The sequence below is a fragment of the Streptomyces sp. 17_S59 genome, from assembly GCF_056930295.1.
Genome location: NZ_JBXOWD010000001.1, coordinates 5040785 through 5064065, shown reverse-complemented (window position 1 = coordinate 5064065; position 23281 = coordinate 5040785). Strand labels below are relative to the sequence as shown.

Genomic DNA, 23281 nt, shown 5'->3' with positions numbered 1-23281 from the left:
ATGGTTCAGCCGAACTTGGCCTTCCCCGGGCCGTCCTCGACAAAACTGCGCATACCGATCTCCCGGTCCTCGGTGGCGAACAGCCCCGCGAACCAGTTGCGCTCGATGGCGAGGCCGGTGTCGATGTCGGTCTCCAGGCCCGTGTCCACCGCCTCCTTCGCCGCGCGCAGCGCGAGCGCCGGGCCGGCGGCGAGCCGGGCCGCCCAGGCGTGGGCCTGCTCGTAGACCTCCTCCACCGGCACGACGCGGTCGACGAGGCCCATGGCGAGCGCCTCGTCGGCCTTGACCTGACGGCCGGTGAAAATGAGGTCCTTGGCCTTGGCCGGGCCGACGAGCCGGGACAGCCGCTGGGTGCCGCCCGCACCGGGGATGAGGCCCAGCAGGATCTCGGGCTGGCCGAGCTTGGCGGTGTCGGCGGCGATCCGGAAGTCGGCGCAGAGCGCCAGCTCGCAGCCGCCGCCGAGGGCGTAGCCGGTGACGGCGGCCACCACGGGCTTGGGGATGCGGGCCACGGCGGTGAAGGAGTCCTGGAGGCCCCGGGACCGCGCCACCATGGCGGCGTGGTCCATCTTCTGCATCTCCTTGATGTCCGCGCCGGCCGCGAACACCTTCTCCCCGCCCCAGAGCACCACGGCGCGCACGTCCGGGCGGTGGGTGATCTCCTCGGCGAGTTCGCGGAGCCGGTCCTGGGTGGCGATGTCCAGCGCGTTCATGGGGGGACGGTCCAGCCGGACGGTCCCGACGCCCTCGGCAACCTCAAGATGCACAGTCATGACAGCAGGTTAGCGGCCGCTAACGCACCGCGGCCCGGTGCACTTTGTCACAGTGCACCGGGCCGCGGGGTGTTCGAGCCGGCGGCTCAGCTGTCCTTGCCGCCGCTGTCCTTGATCCACTCGGACCAGGGCATGTTCCAGCCGTTCAGACCGTTGTCCGGCTGGATCGTTTTGTCCTGGGAGTTCTTGACGACCACGACGTCGCCGATCAGGGAGTTGTTGTAGAACCAGGAGGCCGGCGTGGACGGGTCGCCGCCGCCGCGCTGGTCGAACAGGCCGACGCAGCCGTGACTGACGTTCTCCGAGCCGAAGGTGCTCTCACCGGACCAGTAGTTGCCGTGGATGAACGTTCCGGAGGTGGACAGGCGCATCGCGTGCGGCACGTCGGAGATGTCGTACTCGCCGCCGAAGCCGACCGTGCGGCCGTCCATGCGCGTCACTTCGTACTTCTCGGTGATGACCATCTGACCGTTGTACGTGGAGTGGCCCGGGCCGCCCGCGGAGATCGGGACGCTCTTGAAGGGCTTGCCGTCCCGCTCGACCGACATGGTGTGGGCGCTGGCGTCGACGGTGCTCACCTGGCTGCGGCCGATTGTGAACTTCACCGTCTTGTTCTGGGTGCCGTACACGCCCTCACGGCCCTGGACGCCGTTGAGGTTCATGGTCATCGTCACCTTGGTGCCGGCCGCCCAGTACTTCTCGGGCCGGAAGTCCAGGCGGTCGTTGCCGAACCAGTGGGGCTTGATCTCCACGGCCGGCTCGGCGGTCACCTTGATGGCCTTCTCGACGGCCTTGGGGTCCGTGATGCCCCGGCTGAAATTGAGCGACACGGGCATGCCCACGCCGACCGTGCTGCCGTCCTCCGGCGTGAAGTAGCCGACGAAGGTGTTCTGCGGGGTGAGGGTGGTGAACGCCGCGTGCTTGGCGGACGTATGCCCCTTCTTGTCCTTGGCTATCGCGTCCACCGAGTACTTGGTGGAGGCACCGAGGTGGGTCGACGGCTCCCAGGAGGCGCCGTCGCCGGAGATCTTGCCCTCGATCGTCGCACCCTTGTCGTCGACGACCTTCACGGACGTCAGGGCGCCCTTGTCCGCGGTGACCTTGAGCGCGCCGCTGGTCGCCACGTCGGTCGCACCGTCGTTGGGGGCGATGTTCACGACCGCCTGCGACGCACCGCCGTCATCGCCCTTGACGCTCTTGCCGCTGTCGCCCTTGTCGTCCCCGCCGCCGCAGGCGCTGACCAGCGTCAGCACCGACCCGAGCAGCAGAGCGGACATACCGGCGCGGCGTCGGCCCCGGGCCCGGGATATCCGGCCCCGGGACCTCGATATCGGGTGCACGTTCACAACGGTTTGACTCCCCTCGCACGGCCCGCGGCCACGCGGCGCCCCCTGAGCGCGCCTCACGCGCTTGTCGATAGATAACCACACGCCACCGACATCGCTGAGCTCTCGAATGTCACCGTTCAGTCCCAAATGGGAGCGGTGATACGAACCGTGCGTCTGTGGTGAATGCGGTGACCGAAGTGAAGCGGCTGTTTCCGGCCAGGTCAAACTGATGTTCAGTCAAGCGCCGGGCGGTGTTTTCCGGCAGACGCCCCGCCAGGCCCCCGAGGGGTGGCGGACGGCCTCACCGGGCGACCCCGGCGGACGGCTCACCGGAGGGCGGAGCCCGCCCGCCAGGCGGCCCAGGACATGTTCCAGCCGCCCAGCCCGTTGTCCGGCGCGACCAGCCGGTCCCCGGAGTGCACCACCTCGACGACGTCCCCGATCAGCGAGTTCCCGAAGAACCAGCCTGCCGGGCTGGTCGCGCTGCCGCCCTGGGCGTCGCGCAGCCCGATGCAGCCGTGACTGGTGTTCGCGGCGCCGAAAGCGCCCGGGGCGGCCCAGTAGTTGCCGTGCAGGAACGTTCCCGTGGCGGTGAGCCGCATCGCATGCGGCACGTCCGAGATGTCGTACTCGCCGCCGAAGCCCACCGTGTCGCCGTTCATCCTGGTCATGTCGAACTTCTCACTGATGACCATTTTGCCGTTGTAGGTCTCGTTGCCCGGGCCGCCCGCCGTGACGGGCAGCGTCACCGGGCGGCTGCCGTCGCGGACGACCGTCATGGTGTGCGCGGCGGCGTCGACCCTGCTGAACTGGCGGCGGCCGACGACGAACCGCACGGTCTTCTGCTGGATCCCGTAGACCCCCGCCCCGCCCCGCACGTCGCGCAGCCGCAGGCCGAGCGTGACGACCGTGCCGGGCCGCCAGTAGGTGCGCGGCCGGAAGTCCAGGCGCGCCGGGCCGAACCAGTGCGCGGCGATCTCGGTGGGCGGCTGGGCGGTGACCCGGATGGCGCGTTCGACGGCGGCGCGGTCGGCGATCGGCCGGTTGAAGCCGAAAGAAACGATCATTCCGGTGCCGACGGTGGTCTGCGGCTCGGGGGTGAAGTAGCCGATGAAGCGGTGCTCGGGCACGTAGGTGGTGAAGCCGGAGTGCCGGGCGGTGCTGCGGCCGGCCGGGTCGCGGGCGACGACGTCCACGGAGTAGCGGGCGCCGAGTGCCAGCCGGCCGGGCGTGGCGGGGCGCCAGCTGTGCCTGTCCGCGGAGATCCGTCCCGGCACGGTCAGCTGCTCGCCGTCGCGGAACTCGGACACCCGTACCCGCTCCAGCCGCCCGGCCGGCGCCCGCACCTCGAACCGCTGCCCGGCGGGCACGTTACGGGCGCCGTCGTGCGGGACGACCTGGATGAGGGCGCCCACGGGGCGGTCGTCGTCGGTCAGCGTGGTCTTGGGCGAGACGGTGGCGCACCCGGCGAGCGCGGCCAGGGACGCCAGCAGGGCCAGTCTCCGTGCCGCGCGCTTGAGGCTAGATGTCGTCACACCCGGCCCAACGACGCGGTTCGCCGGGAGAAACGTGACTGCACTCGCTTGCTGCGGGCGATCACACGGGTGAGCGCATGGGCGGATCCGGGAAGAAAGGCGGGAAGGGCGAAATCGCCGGGCACCCCGGCCCCGGGACCCCGGGTGCCCGGCGCGCTGGTCGAGAGCCGCCGGAGGCGAACACGTGTCGAGTGCAGCCGAGCAAGGGGCGGAGCGGGGCGCCGAGTTCACGACCGGCCGGGTGCCCCGGCCGCCGTCCCCCGCGGGCGGTCCGGAGCGTACGGGCGTGACGTCCGGTGTGAACGGCCACGCCAGGGGCGTGGCCCGGGTGGTGGCGCCGGCGCCCGTGTGGCCCGGCAGTCCGGAGCCGCTCGGCGCGCGGTACCGGGCGGCGGCCGGGGGCGGGACCGCCGGGACCAACTTCGCCCTGTGGGCCGGCGGGGCGGAGGCCGTCGAGCTGTGCCTCTTCGACGAGGACGGCAGCGAAACCCGGCATGCGCTGACGGAGTTGACGCACGAGATATGGCACGGCTTCCTGCCGGGCGTGCGGCCCGGCCGACGCTACGGCTATCGCGTGCACGGCCGCTGGGACCCCTGGACGGGGGCCCGCTGGAACCCCGCCAAGCTGCTCCTGGACCCGTACGCCCGCGCGGTGGACGGCGACTTCGCGGGCCCGGGGACCGCCCCCGGGGTCCTGGGGGCGCTGCCGCCCCAGGTGTACGGGCACGTCCGCGACTGGCCCCAGCAGCACGTGGCCGACACCGTCCGCGACGAGCGCGACTCGGCCCCGTACGTGCCCAAGGGCGTGGTGGTCGCCGATGACGACGACTGGAGCGACGACCGGCGGCCCAAGACGCCGTGGCCCGACACCGTCATCTACGAGCTGCACGTGCGGGGCTTCACCATGCGGCACCCGGGCATCCCGGAGCGGCTGCGCGGCACGTACGCGGGGCTCGCGCACCCGGCGGCCGTGGAGCACCTGGTGAGGCTGGGCGTGACGGCCGTGGAGCTGCTGCCGGTGCACCAGTTCGCCCACGAGGACCACCTGCTGCGGCGGGGGCTGCGCAACTACTGGGGCTACAACTCCATCGGCTACTTCGCCCCGCACGCCGCCTATGCGGCCTCCGGGACGCGGGGCGAGCAGGTGGGCGAGTTCAAGCGGATGGTCCGGGCGCTGCACGAGGCGGGCATCGAGGTCATCCTCGACGTGGTCTACAACCACACCGCCGAGAGCGGCGAGCTGGGCCCGATGTTCTCGCTGCGCGGCATCGACAACCGCCGCTACTACCGGCTCCAGGCCGACCCCCGCCGCTACGCCGACTACACGGGCTGCGGCAACACGCTGCACGTGGTCCAGCCGAACGTGCTGCGGCTGATCACCGACTCGCTGCGCTACTGGGTGACGGAGATGGGCGTCGACGGCTTCCGCTTCGACCTGGCGGCCGCGCTGGCCCGGTCGATGCACGACGTGGACATGCTCTCGCCGTTCCTGGCGGTGATCGCGCAGGACCCGGTGCTGCGGCGGGTCAAGCTGATAGCCGAGCCGTGGGACGTGGGCTCGGGCGGCTACCAGGTCGGCGCCTTCCCGCCGCTGTGGACGGAGTGGAACGACCGCTACCGGGACGCGCTGCGCGACTTCTGGCGGGGTGCCCTGCCGGACGTGCGCGACCTGGGCTACCGGCTCTCCGGGTCCAGCGACCTCTATGCGTGGGGCGGCCGCCGCCCGTACGCCTCCATCAACTTCGTGACCGCGCACGACGGCTTCACCCTGCGCGACCTGGTCAGCTACGAGCGCAAGCACAACGAGGCCAACGGCGAGGGCAATCGCGACGGGACGGCCGACAACCGCTCCTGGAACTGCGGCGTGGAGGGGGAGACCGCGGACGCCCGGGTTCCGGCGCTGCGCCGGCGGCAGATCCGCAACCTGCTGACGACGCTCCTGCTGTCCGCGGGCGTGCCCATGCTGGTGGCGGGCGACGAGATGGGCCGCACCCAGGGCGGCAACAACAACGCCTACTGCCAGGACAACGAGACCGGCTGGATCGACTGGTCGCTGCTGGAGGACCCCGGCTGGCGGGCGGCGGCCGACCTGTGCGCCCGGCTGCTGGCCCTGCGCCGCGCCCACCCGGTGCTGCGCAGCCGCTCCTTCTTCTCCGGGCACCCGCAGAGCGCGGACGGCCTGCGGGACCTCGCCTGGTTCACCCCGGCGGGCACGGAGATGACCGAGGCCGACTGGTACGCACCGGCCGGTGCGCTGGGCATGTACCTCTCGGGGCGGGACATCCCCCAGCGCGGCCCGCAGGGCGCACCGGTGACCGACGACAGCTTCCTCGCCGTCCTGCACGCCGGCGCGCGCCCCCTTCGCTTCACTCTGCCGGGTCCGCCGTGGGCGCGGTCGTACGAACTCCTGGTCAACACGGCTCTGGAGGACCAGAGCACGGCCCCCGGGCTGTGCCGGGACGCGGGCAGCCGGATCTCCGTACGGGCACGGTCGGTGCTGCTGTGGCGGGTGGTACCGGATGAGGCGGGTCCGGGGGCCGCTCCCCCGGACCCGGGCCGGACCGCCGGGTGAAAACCGAGTGAGCGCTGTCAGTGGCCGGTCGTACGCTCGCCATTGATGTCCAGAAGACCTGAAGTGCCGTCCCCGCCCGGGCGCCGGTCGGCCGTGCGCTCGCTGCTCCGCCTCCGGCCGTACGTCAGACCGGTGCGCCTCAGACTCGTCGCCGCCGCGCTCGTCGCCGTGGTGGCCTCCTGCCTGTCCCTGGTCATTCCGCTGGCGCTCAAGTGGACGGTGGACGGGCCGGTGGCCGACCGCGACCCGTCCGGGGTGTGGCTGGGCGGGCTGCTGGTGCTGGCGCTCGGGACGGCGGAGGCGGGGCTGTTCGGGGTGCGCCGGCTGGTGGTGGCGCGGCCGCTGGCGCGGGTCGAGGCGGACATGCGCGCGGACCTCTACCGGCACCTCCAGCGGCTGCCCGTCTCCTTCCACGACCGCTGGCCCTCGGGGCAGTTGCTCTCGCGCGGCACGACCGACCTGATGCTGGTGCGCATCTTCCTCTCCTTCCCGCTGACCTTCCTGTTCGTCAACGCCGTGACGATCGTGGTCGGCTTCGCGATCCTGGTGCAGCAGGAGTGGACGCTGGGGCTGGTGCTGCTGGCGCCGGTCGTGCCCCTGGTGGTGCTCTGCTCGGTCTTCGAGCACCGCTACTCGGTGGTGGCGCGGGCCTCGCAGGACCGGATCGGCGATCTGACGACGGTCGTCGAGGAGAGCGTCCTCGGCATCCGCATTCTCAAGGGCTTCGGCCGGCACCGCGCCCAGGAGCGCGCCTTCGCCGGGCTGTCCAGGACGCTGCGGGCGACGGAGCTGCGCAAGGCGGGGCTGCTGGGCACGCTGTGGGCGATGATCATGATCCTGCCCGAGCTGGCCGTCGGCGCGGCCCTGGTGCTGGGCGTGGTGCGGGTGGGCGACGGCGAACTGTCGGCGGGCGCGCTGGTGGCGTTCCTGTCCACGGCCCTGGCGCTGCGCTGGCCGGTCGAGTCCATCGGCTTCCTCCTCGCGGTGACGAACGACTCGGCCGCGGCCACGGACCGCTTCTTCGAGGTGCTGGACGCCCCGGTGACGGAGGATTTGGTGGCAGGGGCCCCGGTGGCGGGGGACCCGGAGCCCGCCGCGCTGCGCACGGCCGCCGGGCCGGATGTGCAGGCAGGCACCGGGCTGGGCGGCGGATTACGCATGGAGGGCGTCGAGTTCCGCTATCCCGACGCGCCCCCGGGCGCCCCGCCCGTCCTGCACGGTGTCGACCTGCACATCCGGCCCGGCGAGACCATGGCCCTCGTCGGCACCACGGGCAGCGGCAAGACCACCCTCACCGCACTGATCCCCCGGCTCCACGAGGCCACCGCGGGGCGGATCACCCTCGACGGGCAGGACATCGCCGCCCTGCCCCGCGAGCGGCTGCGCGAGCTGGTCTCGGTGGCCTTCGAGGACCCCACCCTCTTCTCCGCGACCGCCGGGGAGAACGTCCTGATGGGCGCCGAGGGCGCCGCCGAGGACGACCTCCTGCGGGCCCTGGCCGTCGCCCAGGCCGACTTCGTGCACTCCCTGCCCGACGGCCACCGCACCCAGGTCGGCGAGCAGGGCCTGAGCCTGTCCGGCGGTCAGCGGCAGCGGCTCGCGCTGGCCCGCGCGATCGTCGGGAACCCGCGCTTCCTGGTCCTGGACGACCCGCTGTCCGCGCTCGACGTGCACACCGAGGCCCTGGTCGAGTCGGCGCTGCGCGAGGTGCTGGCCGGCACGACGGCCCTGGTCGTCGCCCACCGCCCGTCCACGGTGCTGCTCGCCGACCGCGTGGCGCTGCTGTCCCGGGGGCGCATAGCCGCGGTGGGCACCCACCACGAACTCCTGTACACCAACCGGGAGTACGCGTCGCTGATGTCCGGCCCCGAGGGGCGCGAAGGGGGCGATCCACGATGACCACCACCGTCTCCGGCCGCCCGGCCGCGGAGGACGACGACGGACCCGACGAACCCACGGCACCCACCGGGGCCGCCGGGCCGGCTCGGCGGCCCGGCGAACCGGACAGACCCGACGAGCCGACGGACCCCTTCGACCGGGACGTCCTGCCCGCCTCGAAGGGCGCCTCCCGCGCGCTGCTGCGCTCCCTGCTCGCCCCCGCGCGCGGACGGGTGCGGCTCGCAGTCGTCCTGCTGCTGCTCCAGCAGGCCGCCGTGCAGGCCGGTCCGCTGCTCGTCGCGTTCGCCATCGACCGGGGTGTGCCGGCCGTGCGGCGGCACGACTACGGTCCGCTGACCGCCGTCGGCGCCGTCTATCTGGTGTGTGCGCTGGCCTCCGGGCTGCTCCAGCTCGCCTTCATCCGGCTCTCGGCGCGCATCGGCCAGGACGCGCTGCTGGACCTGCGCGGCAGGATCTTCCGCCACGCGCAGTCCCTGAGCGTCGACTTCCACGAGCGCTACACCTCCGGCCGGCTGATCTCCCGGGCGACCACCGACGTCGAGTCCATCCGCGAACTCCTCAACGAGGGCCTCCAGGAGCTGATCGGCGTCGCCCTGTCCGTGCTCTACGTCTCGGCGACGCTGCTCTACCTGGACTGGGGCATCGGTGCCGCGGCCGTGCTCTCCTTCGCGCCGCTGTACGTGATCGTGCGCTCCTACCGGCGCCGCGCCTCGACCGTCTACGGCAGACGGTCCACGGCGATCGCGGCGGTCATCGTGAAGTTCACCGAGACCATGAACGGCATCCGGCCCGTGCAGGCGTTCCGCCGGGAGCGGGCCAACGAGGCGCACTTCCACGAGCTGAACGCCGTCCACGAGCGGACCAACGGCGACGCCTCGCTGGCCATGGCCCGCTATGTGGTCTCCTCCCGGCTGGTCGCCAACGCCGTGGTGGCCGCCGTCGTGGTGTGGGGCGCGTACCGGGTGGCGTCCGGCGGGCTGGGCCTGGGCGCGCTCGCGGCCTCGGTGCTCTACCTGCGCCGCCTGTACGACCCGATCGACCGGCTCGGGATGTTCCTCAACTCGTACCAGTCGGCGGCCGCTTCGCTGGAGAAGATCGCGGGGCTGCTGGACCGGCGTCCCTCCGTCCCGGAGCCGGCCGAGCCCGTGCCGCTGCCCCCGCGCCCGGCCGGCTCGCCCGGCCGCGAGGCGGTCTTCGAGGGCGTGCGCTTCTCCTACCGCACGGGCGGCGAGGTGCTGCCCCGCTTCGACCTGACGCTGCGCGCCGGGGAGACGGTGGCGGTCGTGGGTGCGACGGGCGCCGGGAAGTCCACGCTGGCCAAGCTCCTGGCCCGGTTCTACGACCCGACCGAGGGCCGAGTGCTGCTCGACGGGGTGCCGCTGCGCGACCTGGCCGGGCCGGAGCTGCGGCGCGGCGTGGTCATGGTGACGCAGGAGTCGTTCCTCTTCTCCGGCACGGTGGCCGAGAACATCGCCATCGGCCGCGCCGGGGCGAGCCGCGCGGACGTCGAGCGCGCGGCCCGGGCCATCGGCGCCCACGAGTTCATCGCGGCCCTGCCGGACGGCTACGACACGGACGTCCGCAAGCGCGGCGGCCGGATCTCCGCGGGCCAGCGCCAGCTCGTGGGCTTCGCCCGCGCCCTGCTCGCCGACCCGGCCGTGCTGATCCTGGACGAGGCGACGTCCTCGCTGGACATACCGGGCGAGCGGGCGGTGCAGCACGCCATGCGCACGGTGCTGCGCGGGCGGACGGCCCTGGTCATCGCGCACCGGCTGTCCACGGTGGAGATCGCGGACCGGGTGCTGGTGATGGACGGCGGCCGCATCGCCGAGGACGGCCCGCCCGGCGAACTCACAGCGGGCTCCGGGCGGTTCGCGGACCTGCACAAGGCCTGGCGGGACAGCTTGGTCTAGCGGGTTCGCGATCACGCCCCCTAGTGCGCGGTGAGCGCGCCGAGCCCCGCCGTGAGGTCCTCCTTGAGGTCGTCGAGGTCCTCGAAGCCGGCGTGGACGCGCAGCAGCGGGCCCCGGCCCGCCCAGGTGCCCGGCAGCCGGTGCCCGACGGGGTCGGACGGCACGATCAGGCTCTCGTAGCCGCCGTAGCTGTGACCGAGCCCGAACAGCCGCAGCCGTCCCAGCAGCGCGTCCACGGCGGGCTTGCCGAACCGGGGCTCCAGCTCCAGCCCGAACAGGCCCGCGGCGCCCGAGAAGTCGCGGCGCCACAGGTCGTACCCCGGGTCGCCGGGCAGCGCCGGGTAGACCACGCCGCGGACGCCGTCCTGCCCGCGCAGCCATGTGGCGAGGGCGACGGCCTGCTGCTGGTGCTGCCGCAGCCGGACGCCCAGGGTCCGCAGGCCGCGCAGCCCCAGGTAGAGGTCGTCCGCACCGGCGCACTGGCCGAGCCGGATCGCCGCGGAGCGGACCGCCGGGTAGGTGTCCTCCGTGCACACGATGGCGCCGAGGATGCTGTCGGCGTGGCCGGTCAGGTACTTGGTCGCGGAGTGCACCACGACGTCGGCGCCCAGGTCCAGCGGCCGGCAGAAGGCGGGCGTGGCCCAGGTGTTGTCGATGACGGTCACGACGCCCCGGGACCGGCAGACGGCGGTGATCGCCGGGACGTCCTGCACCTCGAAGGTCGTGGACCCGGGCGACTCCAGGTAGACCAGCCGGGTCTCGGGGCGGATCAGCTCCTCGACGCCCTTGCCCGCGCACGGGTCGTAGTACTCGGTCACGACGCCCAGCCCGGCGAGGGAGTCGCAGAACTTCCGGGTGGGGAGGTAGACGGAGTCGCTGACAAGGATGTGGTCGCCGGCCCGGACGAAGGCCAGGACCGCCGTCGTGATCGCGGCGAGCCCCGAGCAGGTGGCGACGGCCGCGTGCCCGCCCTCCAGCTCGGTCAGCGCGGCTTCGAAGGCGCGCCCGGTGGGGGTGCCGAAGCGCCCGTAGACCGGCATCTCGCGCTTGAGGGGGTCGGCCTGCGAGGCGTCCATGGCCGCGACGTCCTCGTAGAGGACGGTCGAGGCCCGGTAGACGGGCGGGTTGACGTAGCCGTGCTGCTGCCGGGGGTCGGCGCCGGCGTGCACGAAGCGGGTGTCCGGTGCGGTGGGTCCGTCGGTCACGACGCCACCTCCAGCGCGGGGTCGGCGGCCGGCTCCGTACGGGCCGCTGCGCGCCGGCCGCCGAGCAGCAGGGCCACGGCGGCGGCCGCCGCGCACTGGACGGCGACGACGGCCCAGAAGAGGTCCGGGTCGCCCGCGTCCTTGCAGTGGGCGAAGAGGAAGCCGCCGACGACTCCGGCGAGCAGCCCGCCGACGCCCGCGGTCAGCCGCTGGACGCCGAAGGCGAAGGCCGGGTTGCCGGGCACGCGGTCGACGAGTTCCAGGTCGCAGCGGAGGAAGAGGAACACCTCGCCGAGGGTGAACAGGGCCGTGCCCAGGAGCAGGGCGGCCGTGTGCCCCAGGGACATCACGGCCGTGCCCGCCGCCATCAGCACGAACGAGCCGGTGAGCAGCCGCCGGTAGTCGGCGCGGGCTATCCGGCCGGACAGCGGCGGCTGCAGGAGCACCACCAGCGCGCAGTTGACGAGCATGGCCCAGCCGAGCACGCGGATGTCGGAGACGGCCGCCGCGTACAGGCCCATGAAGCTCTGGAAGAAGAAGTAGAGGTAGAAGGCCAGGGCGGTGAACAGCACCGGCCGCAGTGCGCTGCGCAGCGCCGCGCGCCGGCCGGCCGGGGCGGGCACCCCCTCGGGGCCTGCGGAGGCGGTCCGTGCCACGGGCCGCATGGTGATCTGGTGGGCCGCGGTGACGATGCCGAACAGCGCGGCTGCGCCGATGAGCAGGGCCACCGGGTCGGCGTCGATCAGCAGGGCGGCGAGCAGCGGCCCGATGCCCATGCCGGCGTTGAGGGCCGCGCTGCTGACCCCGAGGAACAGCGGCCGCAGGTCGTCGGAGACGCAGGTGACGATGTACGCCTTGTTCGCCGGGAGGTACAGGGCGGGGCCCGCGGCGACGAGGACCACCGCCGGGTAGGCGACCCAGGGGACCTTGACGGCGAGGCCGAGGAGGACCAGGCCCGCCGTGCGCAGCCCGAGCGAGCAGACCATCGTCCGCTTGAGCCCGAGCCGGTCCACGACGGACCCGCCCAGGATGCTGCCGCCGAACTGGATGAAGGTGGCGACGGCCACGAGCACTCCGGCCACGCGCACGTCGAGCCCGACCCCCTCGACCATGAGCACGCCGATGAACGGGGTGACCATGTAGCTGCCGAGGGCGACGACGAAGGACAGGACGATCAGGGACTTCAGGCTCGGCGACAGCCCGGTGAAGGTGCGCCACTTGGCGGCGAGGCCGGAGCGGGGGCTCGTCACTGCACCGGGCCTCCGCTCTCCGCGCCGGTGGCGACCGGCAGGTCCGAGGGCAGGCCCCACTCGCTCCAGGACCCGTCGTAGACGGACAGGTCGCGGTACCCGGCCAGGTCTGCGCCGAGCGCCAGGACGCACGCGGTGACGCCCGAGCCGCAGCTGAAGACCAGTCTCTGCCGGTCCCCGGCGACGGCGGAGAAGGCGGCGCGCAGCTCGGCGGCCGGGCGCATCAGCCCGTCGTGCTGGAGGTCGCCGAAGGGCAGGTTGAGCGCGCCGGGCATGTGGCCGCTGCGCAGCCCCGCGCGGGGCTCGGGGGCGGTGCCCGCGTACCGCTCCCGGGTGCGGGCGTCGAGGACGGCCGCGGCGGGGTCGGCGAGGGCGGAGGTGACCTCGGGGGTGCCGACGACCATGCCGGGGCGGGGCCGGGCGGTGAAGTCGCCGCGGCGCGCCGCGGGGGCGGGCTCGCCGGTCTCGACGGGCAGGCCGGCCGCGATCCAGGCGGGCAGGCCGCCGTCGAGCACCGCGGCCCGGCCTGCGCCCATCGCCCGCAGCATCCACCAGGCGCGGGCGCTGGAGTAGATGCCCGCGCCGTCGTAGACGACGACGGTGTCGGCGTCGTGCACGCCGAGGGCGCGCAGCTCCTCGGCGAACCGGTCGGGGCCGGGCATCGTGTGGGGCAGCGGGACGGAGTGGTCGGACAGCGCCCCGTCGATGTCGAAGGGCCGGGCGCCCGGTATCCGGTGGTCGGCGCCGCGGTGCGCGCCGACGGAGGCGTCGAGGACGACGAGTCCCGGCTCGCCCAGCCGGGGGGCGAGCCAGTCGGTGCCGACCAGGGGGCCGGGGAGGGTGCCGAGGGGTTCGGGTGCGTGCGCTTCGCGTGCGTTCACAGGGTGTCTCCCGCCGTTCCGGTGGGGCGCCAGCCGGCCTGCTCGGAGAACCAGGACGCCACCTTCTCCAGGTTGTCGGCCACATCCTCCTCGCTGTCCCCACCGACCACGTAACCGGCCAGGTAGAGGCCGGATTTCACGCCGCCGTGGTACTCCCGGCCCGCCGCCCCGGTGAGCGACACCTCGAGCACGCAGCCGGGCTCCCCGCCGTCGGGCAGGTGTTCCAGGACGCCGTTGGACGGCGGGATGCAGAGGCCACCCGCGGGGCGGTAGGCGGGGGTGCCGAGCGTGGCGGGCAGGCCGCACTCGGCGTACAGCCACTCCTTGTCCAGGTCGATCCCGAAGGCGTGCCGGACGAGGTAGCTGATCACGCCGCCGCCGGTGCGGCTGGCGATCTCGCAGAACACCGTCCGGTCGTCGGGGGTGATCCACAGCTCGCAGTGGAACGCGGTGTGCGCCGGGGTGGGCAGCTCGGCGAGGACCGCCGTCGCCGCCTTCACCAGCCGGTCGTACAGCGGGTCCTGCGGGCTCAGCGGCAGGTTGGCCACCCAGTCATTGGCGCGGAAGGACAGGCAGTCGTTGAGGTAGCGGAAGGGGTGGACGAAGACCACCTCGCCGTTCACGACGAGGCCGTCGACGTGGTACATCTGCCCCGGGACGAAGGTCTCGATCTCGCTGGTGCCGCGCCAGGGGCGGGCGAGCCAGGCGTCCAGCTCCGCCTCGTCGCGGATGACGGCGGCGCCCAGGGATCCGGACTCGGACACCGGCTTGATCACCACGGGGTAGCCGTGCTCGGCGACGAACTCCACGGCGGTGTAGGCGGAGTCGAGGCGCCGGTAGGCGGGGATCTCCACCGGCCCGCCGGCCAGGTGGTCCTTCATGACCACCTTGTCGCGGAAGGCGAGCGCGCTCGCGGTCCGCTGGCCGGGCAGGTCCAGCAGGTCCCGCAGCTGGGCGGCGCGCACCACGTCCGCCTCGGCCCGGGCGAAGACGGCCTCGACAGCGTGGTCGCGGGCCAGCCACAGCGCCGTCTTCTCGACGAGCTGGTTGGTGTCGTAGTCGTCGAAGGCGTACACGTGCGGCAGATGGGCGTAGCCCGGCGCGTACTCGGTCGTGGTCAGGACGACCGGTTCGATCCCGGTGCCCGCCAGCCAGCGGTCGTACGGGGTCCGGTCGTGGGGCGTCTTGGCGAAGACGAGGACGTGGCGCATGGTCGGCTTTCCCCTCAGGCCGTCTGGACGACGGGCAGGCGGCGGCGCTGGGGGACGCGGGAGACCAGCCCCAGCTCCTCCGACAGCTCCGTGGCGAAGCAGCCGTCCTTGTAGGCGCCGGAGAGGCGCTTGGCGGTGAACGCCTCGATCTCGTCGTGGTCGAACTCGAGGCCGTAGCTCACGCTCTCGCCGCCGTCGGCGACGGTGCGGACGAGGATGCCGAGGTGGGGCTCGAAGGTGTTGACGCAGCCGACGATGTCGCCGATCTTCTCGCGGCGGCCCTCCGGGGTCTCGGAGAGGACCTGCTGCTCGGCGGGGATGGCGGCGAAGAGCTGGCGGCCGGCCCGGCACCAGCCGACGTGGCCGGGGAAGCCCATGGCCTTGATGCCGGAGGTGCCGAAGTCCTCGCTGACGCCCAGCTGGAAATTGAGCTGAACGTTGTCGTGCAGCCACTTGAAGTCGAGGTAGGCCTGCGCGATCTCCTCGCGGGTGAGCCGGAGTTCCGGGTGGCGGCCGCCGTGGTCGGTGAAGTTGTTGAAGCGGACGGTGTCGACGCCCAGCTTGTTGAAGTAGTGGGCGTAGCGCTCCAGGTTCACGCGGCCGTGGTTGTGGCGGCCGATGGTGACGCCGATGTTGACGCGGAAGGCGTCGGAGGTGTCGGCGCCCTCGGGCAGTCCGGCCCGGTACTGCTCGTTGTAGCGGTCGATGCGGCGCAGCACCTCCTCGGTGTCCGCGCCGCTGAAGACGCCCTTGATCGGGTAGCTGCCGTCGTCGACGACGGCGTGGTCCTCGTCGATCAGCCCGTGGTAGGTGATGGAGACCGTGCCGTAGCCGTTCTCCCGGGCGAGGTCGAGGAGTTCGGCGTAGTTGTCGGCGAGGAGCGGGCGGCCGCTGGTCCAGGCGTCGCCCTTCTCCATGGTCTCGGTGGGCTTGTGGTCGGACTCCTGGCGGAACTCGCGGTTGTTGGCGGGGCCGTAGAGGCGCATGAACTCGCCGTCGTACGCGAAGCTGTCCACGTACCGCGGGTAGACGTGGTAGCCCTGCGACTGGAGGCCCGAGAGGATCAGCGGGCCCTCCTCCATCGCGAAGGACTTCTCGTACACCTTCTCGTAGTTGACGAACCAGCAGTGCGTACATTTCTGTCCGCAGGTGTTCTTCCCGACCTTGGTGTCCAGGTCGAGGTAGATGTGGATGTCCTCGGGGCGGAGGTCCCGGAAGGGCATGGTGAACGGCGCATCGCCGTGGAAATCATAGGAAATCGGCGCGTTCTCGGCAGACATGTTTTCCCCCCAAGGGTGAAGCCGGCGAAGGTGTGAGGTGCACGCGGACGCGCGGAGGCGCCCGGCGGCACAAACACGAGCGGAGATCCGGAGAAGGGAGCGTGGCGCGGCGCTGCGCCGGGGCTCAGTGGTCGGGCTGCGTGGTGACGATCGGCAGGGCGGTCAGCTCGGCCACGGCCGCGGCGCACTGGGCGCCGTTCGCGGCGGTGACGACGGCCATGCCCAGCCGGTCGTCGGAGGATCTGAGGGGGCGGACCGGGTCTCCGGGCCGCACGGTGACGTCCCACTCCACGATGGTTCCGTGGGCGAGGGACGGCCGGGGTGCGACGGCCGTCACGCGGCCGGGCTGCGCGGTGAAGAAGACGGTGGCCGCGGAGGCGGCCGCGGCCGGCTCCCGGCGCAGGCCCGCGCCCACGGCCCAGCCGAGGGCGGCGCGCCGCCAGTCGATGCCGGTGGTGAGCCGGACGAGGTCGGCGATGCCGTCCCCGCCGAGGCGGTTGTGGGTCTCGATGACGACGACCCGGTCGCCGTCGACCTTGACCTCGGTGTGGCTGGGGCCGTCCGTGAGGCCGAGGGCGTCGAGCAGTTCGCCGACGGCGGCCTCCACCAGGCGCTGCCGGCGGGCGTCCAGGCCGGGCGGCGGCATCATGTGGCTGACCTCGACGAATCCGCCGGTCGTGCCCTTCTGGGCGATGCCCACGACGGTGTGCCGCCCGCCGGAGGAGAGCGCCTCGACGCTGAACTCCAGCCCCCCGGCGAACTGTTCCAGCAGGGTGGCGGCGGTCCGGCGGTCCTGCGGCAGGTCGGCGAGGTCGTCCAGGAGCACGACCGCGTTGCTGCCGACGCCGTCCACGGGTTTGGCGACCACCGGCTTCCGCTCGGCGAACAGCCGCGCCACGGCGTCCGGGTCGTCGCCCGGCGCGAAGGCCGGGTTGAGGCGGGGCGCCTTGCGCTCGAGGACGCGCCGCATCTCCAGCTTGTCGCGGATGGCCCGGACGACGCCCGGGGCGGTGCCCTTGACGCCGAGCTGCGCCGCCGCGGCGGCGGCGGGCTCCAGGCCCGGCTCGGTGAGCGAGACGACGGCCGTGGGCGACAGCGGCCTGAGGACCTCGTCGGTGAAGGCGCGGAAGGCGGGGGCCTCCCGGAAGTCGACGGTGTGCACCGTCCGGGCCCCGGGGGCGTCGAGGGCGTCCGGGCCGAGGGCCGGGGCGCCGGGCAGCTGTACGTGGATCAGGTCGACCGGCAGTGTCGCGGCCGCCCGCGCCACCGTGGGGTTGGCCCCGATCACCACAAGGGGGTGCCCGGCGGGTGGGTGCGGGTCCTGCGGTGTCTGGTGCGGTGCATTGCAAGGCGGAGCATCACCCGCGTACTGGGCGTACTCGGGTGATGCGACAACGCGGCAAGGCGCCGTGCCAGGCGCCGCAGGGCCCGTGCCCACCCGCCGGGCACCCCCTTGGATCACGAGGTGGTCTTTCGCGCTTGCGCATTGCGGTACAACGACGGCCCCACGCTTTCTGTCGAACAGGACGCACGGACTCCGCGCGGCAGCTCGCTCGGGGCGACCGGCCGCTCGCGGAGAGCGATCACAAGATCGCAGCGCCACTCGCCCGCTGTCAACAGATCGGTGAAAGTCCTGCTGAGCGCGGTGCTTTGACACTTGCTGATATCCGGACACCGATCTTCGGCCAACGAACATTTTCCGGCCAACTTTTTGACGCGCCCCTGACACTCTGCGGGCCGCGGTGGCACTCTTCACCACGACTGCCGCGGCACACCCCCACACCCCCACTTACCGCATTCCGCGGCGGACCGACAGCTCGTTTCCCCCCTTTCTCCACTGTTCTGCCGTGCTCAGCCCGGACGGTCGCCTCAGGCCCGTCCGGCAGCCCATCGGCCACGCCCACCCCAACGTGGGCCACCGCAGAAGGAGTCAGAGTGAGACCCACCCCCCATCGCCGTGCCACCGCCACCGGCGCGCTCGTGGCCGTGACGGCCATGCTCGCCGTGGGCGTGCAGGCAGGCTCGGCCAGCGCACGCACGGACGACGGCCACGCGGCCCCCGGCAAGGTCACCGCCAAGGCGGACCCGGGCGCCGTGCCCGTCAAGCTGACCCCGTCCCAGCGCGCGGAGCTGATGCGCCAGGCCGACGCGGCCAAGGCGGAGACCGCCAGGACGCTGGGGCTCGGAGCCGATGAGCGGCTGATCGTCAAGGACGTCGTCAAGGACGCCAACGGCACCGTGCACACCCGCTACGAGCGCACCTACCAGGGCCTGCCCGTGCTCGGCGGCGACCTCGTGGTCGACGCGACCCGGGGCAACCAGGTCAGGACCGTCGCCAAGGCGAGCAAGGCGCGGCTGGCGGTGGCGACCACCGCCCCGTCGTTCGCCGCGGCGGCCGCCGAACGGGACGCGGTCAAGTCCGCGCAGGCGCAGGGTTCCACGGCCACCAAGGCGGACAAGGCGCCCCGCAAGGTCATCTGGGCGGCCCAGGGCACCCCGGTGCTGGCCTACGAGACCGTGGTCGGCGGCCTCCAGGACGACGGCACGCCCAACGAGCTGCACGTCATCACGGACGCGCGCACCGGGAAGAAGCTCTTCGAGTACCAGGGCGTCAAGCAGGGGACCGGCAACAGCCAGTACAGCGGCAAGGTCACCATCGGCACGTCCCAGTCGGGCGGCTCGTACCAGCTCAACGACACCACGCGCGGCGGCCACAAGACGTACAACCTGAACCACGGCTCGTCCGGCACCGGCACGCTGTTCACCAACTCCAGCGACGTCTGGGGCAACGGGAGCACCAGCGACCCGGCCACCGCGGGTGTGGACGCGCACTACGGCGCCCAACTCACCTGGGACTACTACAAGAACGTCCACGGACGCTCCGGCATCCGCGGCGACGGACAGGGTGCGTACAGCCGGGTCCACTACGGCAACAGCTACGTCAATGCCTTCTGGTCCGACGACTGCTTCTGCATGACCTACGGCGACGGGCAGAACAACGCCAAGCCGCTGACGGCGATCGACGTGGCCGCGCACGAGATGACGCACGGCGTCACCTCGGCCACCGCCAACCTCACCTACAGCGGGGAGTCCGGCGGCCTCAACGAGGCCACGTCCGACATCATGGCCACCGCCGTCGAGTTCTGGGCCAACAACCCCAGCGACCCGGGCGACTACCTCATCGGCGAGAAGATCGACATCAACGGCAACGGCACGCCGCTGCGCTACCAGGACAAGCCCAGCCGGGACGGCCGTTCCAAGGACGCGTGGTACTCCGGCATCGGCGGCATCGACGTGCACTACTCGTCGGGCCCGGCCAACCACTGGTTCTACCTGGCGTCCGAGGGCAGCGGCCCCAAGGACATCAACGGCGTGCACTACGACAGCCCCACCTCGGACGGGCTGCCGGTCACCGGCATCGGCCGGGACAACGCCGCGAAGATCTGGTACAAGGCGCTGAGCGAGCGCATGCAGTCCAACACCGACTACGCGGGTGCGCGCGACGCGACGCTGTGGGCCGCGGGCCAGCTGTTCGGCGTCGGCAGCGAGACGTACAACAACGCGGCCAACGCGTGGGCGGCGATCAATGTCGGCAGCCGGGTCTCGACCGGTGTCTCGGTCACCCCGCCCGGTGACCAGACCTCCATCGTGAACACCGCGGTCTCGCTGCAGATCAAGGCGAGCAGCTCGACCACCGGTGCGCTGACCTACTCGGCCACCGGCCTGCCCGCCGGCCTGTCGATCAACGCCTCGACGGGCCTGATATCCGGCACCCCGACGGCCACCGGCACCAGCAACGTGACCGTGACGGTGAAGGACGCGGCCGGCAAGACCGCCTCCGCCTCCTTCAAGTGGACCGTGAACACCACGGGCGGCGGCAGCGTCTTCGAGAACACCACCCCGGTCGCCATCCCGGACGCGGGCCCGGCGGTCACCTCGCCGATCGTGGTGACCCGCAGCGGCAACGGCTCCGCCGCCCTCAAGGTGGACGTGAACATCACCCACACCTACCGCGGCGACCTCCAGATCGACCTGGTCGCCCCGAGCGGCAAGACCTGGCGGCTGAAGGACTCCGACGCCTGGGACTCGGCGGCGGACGTCAAGGAGAGCTACACCGTGGACGCCTCGGCGGAGTCCGCGAACGGCACCTGGAAGCTGCAGGTGCAGGACGTCTACTCCAGTGACGAGGGCACGATCAACAGCTGGAAGCTCACCTTCTGAGTGAACGCCGGCTGAACGGGGCGCCGCCCGGGGCGAGTACGACTCCCCGGGCGGCGCCTCAGCACTGCCTAGCGCATCAGCACTGCCTAGCGCATCAGCACTCCGGCGGCCTCCCCCGTCGCCTCCGACGGCACCGCCACCAGCCCCAGCTCCGCCCCGCTCGCCAGCAGGGGGTGCGCGGGCAGGATGCGCACGGTGTAGCCGAAGGGGCCGGTGCGGTCCAGGGTGAGCGGGCCCTCGTAGAGCCGGCGGCCGTCGAGCCCCGGGGCGCCGGTCGGCTTGAGCGGGAAGACGCTCGTCCCGGTGAGCCGGTCGGAGTGGTCGGCGCGGCCCGCGACGACCTGCACCTCCACGTCGGAGGGGTCCAGCTCGCCGAGCGTGACAGTCACCCGCAGCGAGAGGGTGGTGCCCAGCTCGACCTTGCCGTTGATGGCGGTGTCCGACACGGTCTCGACGTGGTCCACGGCCACCGCGTGCCAGGCTCCCCGCACCCGTGCCTTCCACGCGGCCAGCTCCCGCGCCGCGACCGGGCCGAGCGCACGCTGGGCCTCGGCGGCGGGCCCGTAGAGCCGCTCGACATACTCGCGCACCATGCGTCCGGCGAGCACCTTCGGCCCCAGGGTGGCCAGGGTCCGGCGGACCATCTCGATCCAGCGCCCGGGCAGACCGCCCGTGCCCCGGTCGTAGAAGCGCGGCGCCACCCGCTGCTCCAGCAGGTCGTACAGCGCCGCCGCCTCCAGGTCGTCGCGGCGCTCCTCGTCCATGGCGGCGCCGTCGGCGGTGGGAATGGCCCAGCCGAAATCCGGCTCGTGCCACTCGTCCCACCAGCCGTCCAGGACGGAGAGGTTGAGGCAACCGTTGAGGGCGGCCTTCATCCCCGAGGTGCCGCACGCCTCCAGGGGGCGCAGAGGGTTGTTGAGCCAGACGTCGCAGCCGGGGTAGAGCTTCTGGGCCATCGCCATGCCGTAGTCCGGGAGGAAGACGATGCGGTGGCGGACGCGCGGGTCGTCGGCGAAGCGGACGAGTTCCTGGACGAGCCGCTTGCCGCTGTCGTCCGCCGGGTGGGCCTTGCCCGCGACGACGATCTGGACGGGGCGCTCGGGGTGCAGCAGCAGCCCGGTCAGCCGCTCGCGGTCGCGCAGCATCAGTGTGAGGCGCTTGTACGAGGGGACGCGCCGGGCGAAGCCGATGGTGAGGACGCCGGGGTCGAGCACCCCGTCGATCCAGCCGAGTTCGGCGGTGCCCGCACCCCGCTCCCGCCAGGAGGCGCGCAGCCGCTCCCGCACCTCCTCCACCAGCTGCTCGCGCAGGGTGTTGCGCAGCTCCCAGACGTCGGCGTCGGGGATGTCGGCGACGGTGTCCCAGTGCTGCTTGCCGCCGACGGAGAGCAGGTCCTCGGCGCGCCCGGCGCCGATCCGCCGGGCGCCGAGCCGGAAGACCTCGGGGGCGACCCAGGTGGGGGCGTGGACGCCGTTGGTGACGGAGGTGATCGGCACGTCGTCGGCGTCGAAGCCGGGCCAGAGGCCGGCGAACATCTCCCGGCTGACCTGGCCGTGCAGGGTGGAGACGCCATTGGCGCGCTGGGCGAGCCGCAGGCCCATGACGGCCATGTTGAACAGGGCGGGGTCGCCGCCGGGGTAGTCCTCCCGGCCCAGGTCGAGGATCCGCCCGGCGTCGATGCCGGGCAGCTCGCCGTCCTCGGCGAAGTGCCGGGCGATCAGTGCGGCGTCGAAACGGTCGATGCCGGCGGGCACAGGGGTGTGGGTGGTGAAGACGGCGCCCGCGCGCACGGACTCAAGAGCGGCATCGAAGTCGGCACCCTGATCCACGAGTTCACGCATGCGCTCAAGCCCCAGGAACCCCGCGTGGCCCTCGTTGGTGTGGAAGACCTCGGGCTCTGCGTGACCGGCCAGCCGGCAGTACGTGCGCACCGCGCGGATGCCGCCGATGCCCAGCAGCATCTCCTGGAGCAGCCGGTGCTCGCTGCCGCCGCCGTAGAGCCGGTCGGTGACGTCGCGCTCGCCGGGGGCGTTCTCCTCGACGTCGGAGTCGAGCAGCAGCAGCGGCACCCGTCCCACCTGCGCCTTCCAGATGTGGGCACGCAGAGCGCGACCGCCGGGAAGAACGAGGGTGACACGGCTGGGCGTGCCGTCGGCCTCGCGGAGCAGGGACAGCGGCAGCTCGTTGGGGTCGAGCAGGGGGTAGTGCTCCTGCTGCCAGCCCTCGCGGGAGAGGGACTGCCGGAAGTAGCCGTGCCGGTAGAGCAGTCCGACGCCGATGAGAGGCACGCCAAGGTCGCTGGCGGATTTCAGATGGTCCCCGGCGAGGATGCCGAGGCCGCCGCTGTACTGCGGGAGGGCGGCGGTGATGCCGAACTCGGGCGAGAAGTAGGCGACGGCGGCGGGCAGCCCCTCCGGCTGCTCCTGGTACCACCGGCGACCGGTCGTGTAGTCGTGCAGATCATCGGAGGCCGCCGCCAGCCGCCGGCGGAACCGGCGGTCGTCGGCGAGGGCGGCCAGCCGGTCGGCGGAGACGGAGCCCAGCAGCCGCAGCGGGTCGCCGCCGGTGGCCCGCCACCCCTCGGGGTCGATGCACTGGAAGAGCTCGCGGGTCTCGGGGTGCCAGGACCAGCGCAGATTGCGCGCCAGTTCGCTGAGCGGTCGTAGGGGCTCCGGAAGGACGGGACGCACGCTGAATCGACGAATGGCCTTCACGCCCACGACGTTAGCGGCGAGGGGCACACCCGTCGGCGCCCCGCAGCTTTTTTCCCCCGCCCCACTCCCCAGGACCCTGACGAACGGAGAAATCCCCTCCGGTGACGGAGCAGAGCTGATGCCATCGCTATAGGCGGAAAGTACTAGGCAGAATTACGCTGCGCGTACAGCACCACTCTCCAAGGCCAAAAGCCGCTACGGCCTTGGAAGGCGGCGTCCGGCGCCGCTTCGCCCGTCCGGCCAAGGACGGGGCTGCCGTGCCGCATTGCACGCGATCGGCCCAGCGAGGAGACTCCGTACGGGTGACGGAGGAACGGCCGCCCGCCACGTGCGATGCCACCGGAACTACGCACGAGTAGTTCATTCGGTCCGGGCATGCCCGGGCGGGCCCGGTGGGAAAGCTCACCCGGTATACCGACGCGGCCCTCCGTCGCCCTGCTCATGATGCTTTTCCCGTCCTCCCGCACCGCCTTGTTCCCGCCGAAGTCGACTTTCCGCC

At 72.5% G+C, this 23281-nt stretch carries 14 protein-coding genes; 4 read left to right on the top strand and 10 right to left on the bottom strand.

Annotated features, from left to right (window positions below; genetic code table 11):
• Positions 1-5: 5 nt before the first annotated feature.
• From AC1Z4A_RS23180 to AC1Z4A_RS23170, 3 genes are all read right to left on the bottom strand, one after another.
• The gene (locus AC1Z4A_RS23180; RefSeq protein WP_483681743.1) at positions 6-773 is read right to left on the bottom strand and encodes an enoyl-CoA hydratase/isomerase family protein; all 768 of its coding nucleotides are present in this window, start codon (positions 771-773) and stop codon (positions 6-8) included.
• An 86-nt stretch (positions 774-859) separates the two neighbouring features.
• Entirely contained in the window at positions 860-2119 is a 1260-nt protein-coding gene (locus AC1Z4A_RS23175; RefSeq protein ID WP_483681742.1) for a L,D-transpeptidase, read from the bottom strand.
• A 308-nt stretch (positions 2120-2427) separates the two neighbouring features.
• Positions 2428-3636: a L,D-transpeptidase gene (locus AC1Z4A_RS23170; RefSeq protein ID WP_483681741.1), complete on the bottom strand. Its 1209-nt coding sequence runs from the start codon at positions 3634-3636 to the stop codon at positions 2428-2430.
• 286 nt (positions 3637-3922) lie between these two features.
• Here AC1Z4A_RS23170 and glgX point away from each other — a divergent pair, with 286 nt between their 5' ends.
• Genes glgX through AC1Z4A_RS23155 form a run of 3 tightly spaced genes read left to right on the top strand, consistent with a single transcriptional unit; the run spans position 3923 to position 10020 of the window.
• The gene (gene glgX / locus AC1Z4A_RS23165) at positions 3923-6208 is read left to right on the top strand and encodes a glycogen debranching protein GlgX (RefSeq protein ID WP_483683696.1); all 2286 of its coding nucleotides are present in this window, start codon (positions 3923-3925) and stop codon (positions 6206-6208) included.
• Positions 6209-6253: 45 nt separating this feature from the next.
• Positions 6254-8107, top strand: a complete 1854-nt coding sequence (locus AC1Z4A_RS23160) for an ABC transporter ATP-binding protein (RefSeq protein ID WP_483681739.1) — start codon at positions 6254-6256, stop codon at positions 8105-8107.
• Positions 8104-10020: an ABC transporter ATP-binding protein gene (locus AC1Z4A_RS23155; protein WP_483681737.1), complete on the top strand. Its 1917-nt coding sequence runs from the start codon at positions 8104-8106 to the stop codon at positions 10018-10020. The genes AC1Z4A_RS23160 and AC1Z4A_RS23155 overlap by 4 nt, the downstream gene beginning before the upstream one ends.
• A gap of 20 nt (positions 10021-10040) precedes the next feature.
• Here AC1Z4A_RS23155 and metC read toward each other — a convergent pair whose 3' ends face one another.
• The 6 genes from metC to AC1Z4A_RS23125 all read right to left on the bottom strand — a co-directional run bounded on the left by metC (position 10041) and on the right by AC1Z4A_RS23125 (position 17135).
• Positions 10041-11225 (bottom strand): cystathionine beta-lyase, encoded by a 1185-nt coding sequence (metC, locus tag AC1Z4A_RS23150; RefSeq protein WP_483681736.1) that lies wholly within the window; start codon positions 11223-11225, stop codon positions 10041-10043.
• Entirely contained in the window at positions 11222-12475 is a 1254-nt protein-coding gene (locus AC1Z4A_RS23145; protein ID WP_483681734.1) for an MFS transporter, read from the bottom strand. Before AC1Z4A_RS23145 ends, metC begins: the two co-directional genes overlap by 4 nt.
• Complete coding sequence (locus tag AC1Z4A_RS23140; protein WP_483681732.1) at positions 12472-13356, bottom strand: sulfurtransferase; 885 nt, start codon at positions 13354-13356, stop codon at positions 12472-12474. Before AC1Z4A_RS23140 ends, AC1Z4A_RS23145 begins: the two co-directional genes overlap by 4 nt.
• Positions 13353-14567 carry an ATP-grasp domain-containing protein gene (locus AC1Z4A_RS23135; RefSeq protein WP_483681731.1) on the bottom strand — a complete coding sequence of 405 codons (1215 nt, stop codon included), beginning with the start codon at positions 14565-14567 and terminating at the stop codon, positions 13353-13355. Before AC1Z4A_RS23135 ends, AC1Z4A_RS23140 begins: the two co-directional genes overlap by 4 nt.
• 14 nt (positions 14568-14581) lie before the next feature.
• Positions 14582-15847, bottom strand: a complete 1266-nt coding sequence (locus AC1Z4A_RS23130) for a radical SAM protein (protein WP_483681729.1) — start codon at positions 15845-15847, stop codon at positions 14582-14584.
• Positions 15848-15971: 124 nt separating this feature from the next.
• Entirely contained in the window at positions 15972-17135 is a 1164-nt protein-coding gene (locus tag AC1Z4A_RS23125) for an ATP-grasp domain-containing protein (protein ID WP_483681727.1), read from the bottom strand.
• A 647-nt stretch (positions 17136-17782) separates the two neighbouring features.
• Between AC1Z4A_RS23125 and AC1Z4A_RS23120 the strand changes: the two genes are divergently transcribed.
• A complete protein-coding gene (locus AC1Z4A_RS23120) occupies positions 17783-20068 on the top strand; it encodes a M4 family metallopeptidase (RefSeq protein ID WP_483681726.1) in 2286 nt (761 codons plus the stop codon).
• An 86-nt stretch (positions 20069-20154) separates the two neighbouring features.
• On the opposite strand, the gene glgP is transcribed toward AC1Z4A_RS23120, so the two are convergent.
• Positions 20155-22782, bottom strand: coding sequence for an alpha-glucan family phosphorylase (gene glgP / locus AC1Z4A_RS23115; RefSeq protein WP_483681724.1), 2628 nt, complete (start codon positions 22780-22782; stop codon positions 20155-20157).
• Positions 22783-23281: the final 499 nt, after the last annotated feature.

Coding starts and splice junctions, on each gene's coding strand:
- AC1Z4A_RS23160 (WP_483681739.1), top strand. CDS start 6,254: ATGTCCAGAAGACCTGAAGTGCCGTCCCCGCCCGGGCGCCGGTCGGCC.
- AC1Z4A_RS23130 (WP_483681729.1), bottom strand. CDS start 15,847: ATGTCTGCCGAGAACGCGCCGATTTCCTATGATTTCCACGGCGATGCG.
- AC1Z4A_RS23135 (WP_483681731.1), bottom strand. CDS start 14,567: ATGCGCCACGTCCTCGTCTTCGCCAAGACGCCCCACGACCGGACCCCG.
- AC1Z4A_RS23180 (WP_483681743.1), bottom strand. CDS start 773: ATGACTGTGCATCTTGAGGTTGCCGAGGGCGTCGGGACCGTCCGGCTG.
- AC1Z4A_RS23155 (WP_483681737.1), top strand. CDS start 8,104: ATGACCACCACCGTCTCCGGCCGCCCGGCCGCGGAGGACGACGACGGA.